4 protein-coding genes are annotated in these 4,631 nt (G+C 42.5%); 2 read left to right on the forward strand and 2 right to left on the reverse strand.

The features are described 5' to 3' along the window. Window positions 1–212 precede the first annotated feature (212 nt). Window positions 213–845 (reverse strand): hypothetical protein, encoded by a 633-nt coding sequence (locus tag NA59_RS12475; protein ID WP_232504097.1) that lies wholly within the window; start codon window positions 843–845, stop codon window positions 213–215. 70 nt (window positions 846–915) lie between these two features. Next, complete coding sequence (locus NA59_RS12480) at window positions 916–2,424, reverse strand: Fic family protein (RefSeq protein ID WP_044413410.1); 1,509 nt, start codon at window positions 2,422–2,424, stop codon at window positions 916–918. A 521-nt stretch (window positions 2,425–2,945) separates the two neighbouring features. On the opposite strand from NA59_RS12480, the gene NA59_RS12485 reads away from it, so the two are divergent. Both NA59_RS12485 and NA59_RS12490 read left to right on the forward strand, forming a co-directional pair. Continuing rightward, window positions 2,946–3,392 carry a hypothetical protein gene (locus NA59_RS12485; RefSeq protein WP_044413412.1) on the forward strand — a complete coding sequence of 149 codons (447 nt, stop codon included), beginning with the start codon at window positions 2,946–2,948 and terminating at the stop codon, window positions 3,390–3,392. A gap of 344 nt (window positions 3,393–3,736) precedes the next feature. Further along, window positions 3,737–4,543, forward strand: coding sequence for a tyrosine-type recombinase/integrase (locus NA59_RS12490; RefSeq protein ID WP_044413415.1), 807 nt, complete (start codon window positions 3,737–3,739; stop codon window positions 4,541–4,543). Window positions 4,544–4,631: the final 88 nt, after the last annotated feature.

Here is a 4,631-nt window from a genome sequence, read left to right on the forward strand (position 1 = left end):
ATTGATCTTGTTCTGCACGGGCATACAACCGTTAAAGCGCCCAAGGTTATAGGTAATCGAATATACATTGACACCGGTTTTGCAACCGGTGAACATACCATTATGAGTGCGCAAGAAGTAATGGCTTTGTTGGCCCAAAATCAGCGCAAGGTAGATTAGTTTCAGTATACTTGACTGATTACATAAAGCCCTATCGTTATGAGAATACCTCGCTATGGGTTATTTGTTTGTCTTGCTGAATGACTCAAAGCGAGTAGCAATGCGGCTACAAGAGTGATCTCTCCAGGTGTGAGTAAAAGCAAACCATAATGTCCCGTGAAGGGCAGGAGACCAAAAGAGGGCATAATTGCAAATAGCTGACTCACCAGCAACAAAAGCCAACCTCCGACCAAGAGTGGTTTAATCGTTGGGTTTGCAGAACGAATTTGAAGAAAAAGTAGTGCAAGAAAAATAATAATGATGAGAACAATACTCGCCATTGTGACATTGCCAAGCCATAAACTTAAGTGAGGTAGGGTAGACCAGTCAAGTTCTAGTCGGGTCGTTGCGCTGTTAATAAGGTGAAGTTTTTCTGTTCCCCATAAACCCGCTTGTTCAAAAGCACTTTGTGTTTGATGTAACGTAAAACCGTGTCCTTCTGGGTCGGTTTGAGCGCTATGATTGAAATCAACCAACCTCTTCCAGATTGGGATACTGGATAGAGCGTAGAGCAATCCAGCAGGAATAGAGAGCCCAGCAGATAAGGGTAACCAAATTTTCATCTTGTTTTTAGATTGATTTACTAAAACACGGAAGCTTGATCCAGATAAACAGGTTAAAGCAAAAGTATCATTGCTCGGCTCCAAAGACTCTAAGCAATCTGTTTTTAATATTCAAATAAGTAAAAAGCGATACGGGAGCCAAGCTATTGATTAATCAAGCCTGTTTATAGCCATTGCTTACAGCCTGCTCCATGGCCGCGATTTCTTCATCGGTCAGGAAATCAAAGTGAGCCGATCTCTTTCTTGCTGAAAGGCTGCCGTTGTTCTGCAGGCACAACTGGATGAATAGGTCAATCAGGCGGTCAGGCATGTCAATGATGTCCTGAATCGCCTTCTTGGTATTATCATAGTTAGCCAGAAAGCTGAGTTCTTCCACGAGCTCTTCTTCAATTGTTTTGGTTACAAACTCGTACAAGGCTTCTGCCTGAGATGTCATATCCATATACTGATACCAGCATGCCGTTTCATTCTCGACGCTCATTTGACCCATTTCATCCAGCCGATAATCAATGAGTCCCTGTAGCGGCCTTGAAAACGCTTCCAGCGATGCATCGTAATCCACAGGATTCTTAAGCATGACGGCCGAAACCGGGAACATGAGTCCGCGTGGTACCATTTGCTTCATCGAAAGGATGTTATGGATCAGGAATCGATGGATTCGTCCGTTTCCATCCTCAAATGGGTGCAGGAATACAAAACCGTAGGCAATCGCTGCGGCATGGATGACAGGAGAAACATTTCCCGCCTTCATCCGTTTATGGGAATCGATTAAACCCAACATCAGACTTGGCAGGTCATCAGGCTTTGGACAGATGAAGTGTATGATCTCTTTGCGATAAGCGAGCGTCTGTCCGACATAATTCTGGCTAGACCGGTAGTCACTATCTTTAAATCGCGGGTCAACAATGCGGTTCTGAAGTTCGATCAGTCTTTCCTTATCGCAAAAATCCTCCTTTTCTGCAAGTTCTAAAGAGGCAATGAATTTTTCAGTCCGGGAAGCATTAGGCTTAATATGCTCAATTTCAAAGGATGATTTCGTTTCTTTGTTATAGAGGTAGCTCAACGCCCGGCGAAGAAGTTCCGGTGGGTAGGCCGTGACAATATCCTCGCACCTTTTACGCAGATCGGCTGAATCTAGTTTGGAAAGTTTCTCAGTTCGCCTGACGACTGGACAAAAGGTTTTGGGGCCAAGGAGGTTGTTGACAATGCGGTGGCGTGGGGATTTTTCTCCGTTTTGAACCGTGTAATATTCTTTTGCCTCCAGTAAATCGACATAGTTGCCCTGAGAAATGTTATCGATAGGCAGTGGCTTACCCGTCAGGAACTCATAGAAAAACCAAATCTTTCGAGCATACTTTCCTGTCGGCTTGGAATTGATATATTCGACTAGGTCTTGCTGAGAGGTATGTTCAAAAATGTGCGCCAGCAAGCCCAAGTTGACGCCGTCATATTTCAGCGCAAACTCAAGGTGGTCTCCGACGCTTTCTCCGGGCCAATACCTTGTCGGGTATATGTCTTCAACTGCACCATTCTGAACCTTCGATCTGAGAGTTCCTGATGACGACACAAATGAGGTGTGCCAAGGGGGCATGCCTGACAGCTCAAATTTATCAAGCAGATACGCATAGCCTGCAGGTCGAGATTCCAAAATATTTATTTCCATAGAACATCCTAGTAAAATTATTATTACGCTGGTAATATAATTATAAATTAGCATTTTATCAAAAAAATAATTATAAGCAGGCACTGGTCTATAAAAATAGTTAAAAGTGGAGGTTTTACGCTTATAAATCTGCATCTGACTTGAAAAAAAGCTTTCAGACTGGCGAAATAATTAGAAATAAATCTATTCCTAGCAAAATTATTACGTAAGCCATTTGTGTAGAAAGGCCTTTCTATAATGTATAGCAGTCCAAAGGGTATCTTTACAGCCCAACTTGCTGTTATTTGAGGGGGTTACGCGACAAGCGTAGATTAATCCTAGCCGGTGACGCTCTTAGACAAAGAATGGCATATGGTAGGTCACTATCATGATGACCTGTGAGAGTCAAGCATCCATATGCATGACCAAAACAATGTTCCTAGCTTTTAGCGTACTTTTGATTGCACCCTTTCCATCAGCGCGATTGGCTATAATAAGTTTATGAAAAATTGTTTTATATGGCAAATAAGATGGAGTAACGGATGAAACTTGAGATGATCGATAATGATTTTATATCTACATTAACTGCCTGTTTTAAGAAGGATAAGAAGCTATACCGAAAAATTGATGGGTTACAAGCGAAACTGGACAAAAACGAAAAAATCAAGTCAAAACTTGCTTACAAGCTTCATAAGCGGTTTGTTAAAAACAATATTGGAAAACTTAATGAACATACTCCCTACTACCGTGTGTCTCTAGATTCGGGTCGATGGACTGAGGTTGTTGTAACGAGATTGAAATACGATAATGAGTACATACCGGGCTATTCCGACCGGTATGCCATATTTCATCCGCTAGGCAGGTCAAATGTCAATGTACATATGGAGTTTAATATTAACCCTGAAGACTATGACTCGACATCAGCGGTGATTGATCAAGAGCAGCTTGATTTATTGGCGAATGACTTTTCTATTAAGCATGAGGATTGAGGATAATATTCAGACTTGTTAGTGGATATTGGGGGGCATGCAAGACCCTAAAATTGTTATAGCTTGCCCGAGCTGTGCCGTTTTTTAAAAAACTGTCGAGCTTCGATAGACTGGTCGCTTTGTTTAACATTTTTTAAATTCACTTTTATTATATTTACACAAAGTGCAACGTAAACTTATGTTCTATTGCGCTATGTAAATCGTTTGCTATACTACATCTATTAACTTCATAGCTCACTAAAATTATGGCGTCCCTCTCTAATCCTTTTAAAATCTATCTGTCATTGCTTGGCTCCAGTGTGTCCAAAAAAACAGTGTTCTCGCGCCTTAAGAAAATCTCTTCGATGCACGGCTTTGATGAGCCCAGCACTTATCCCTGGCATGAACTCGACTATCCCAAGACACTTGAAATCATCGAGGACTTAAAAGCGCAGCAGCTCAAGTACACCACCATCAACGCAATACTGTCCGCGATAAAAGGTGTGGCTAACCAGGCCTGGTTGTTAGGTTTTATGGAGGGGAATGAGTTTGCTAAAATCAAGGCAATAAAAGCCATTAAGGGTGAGCGTCTACCTACTGGCCAAGCGTTATCTAAACCGGACATCTGCGCCCTCTTTGCCTGCACTGAACTTGACTCCGATAAATCCAGGCGTGATCAGGTCATCCTCTCGTTAGGTTTTGATTTAGGTTTACGACGCGAAGAAATTTCGCAACTCAAAATCGCAAATGTGCGCCTTAAAGAGCAAGTGGTTAGGGTTGTCGGTAAGGGAAACAAGGAGCGTGAAGTGCCCTTAAATACGAGGTCAACAACGATTCTATCAGATTGGCTTAAGCATATTAATTCATTGCCAGTTAAGGGACTCTTTCTGCTTGGGCGTACTAACAAAAAAGGTGAGCTTTTGGACTTAAATGGCATCGACAATTCATCCGTTTGGCGCGTAGTAAAAAAGGTAGCCATGCAATCAGGTGTTGATTTTGATAACCTCCCCTCCACCCATGATATGCGAAGAACCCGCGTCACCGAGTGGCTGGAAGTGGGTAATCCACGTATAGCGCAGCAGTTAGCGGGGCACAGCCACATTCAAACCACGATGGGCTATGATCGTGCCGAGCTTGCTGATCAGATGAAAGATGTGCAGAGCAAGGCTTGAAGTCACGCCAATTTTTTTAATGCCAATTAAAATGAACTTTTGATTACAGTGTCCTGTTATACCCGTGTCACAAAAAGTATCGCTAATG

It is taken from the genome of Thiomicrospira microaerophila, assembly GCF_000934765.1.
Lineage (GTDB): Bacteria > Pseudomonadota > Gammaproteobacteria > Thiomicrospirales > Thiomicrospiraceae > Thiomicrospira > Thiomicrospira microaerophila.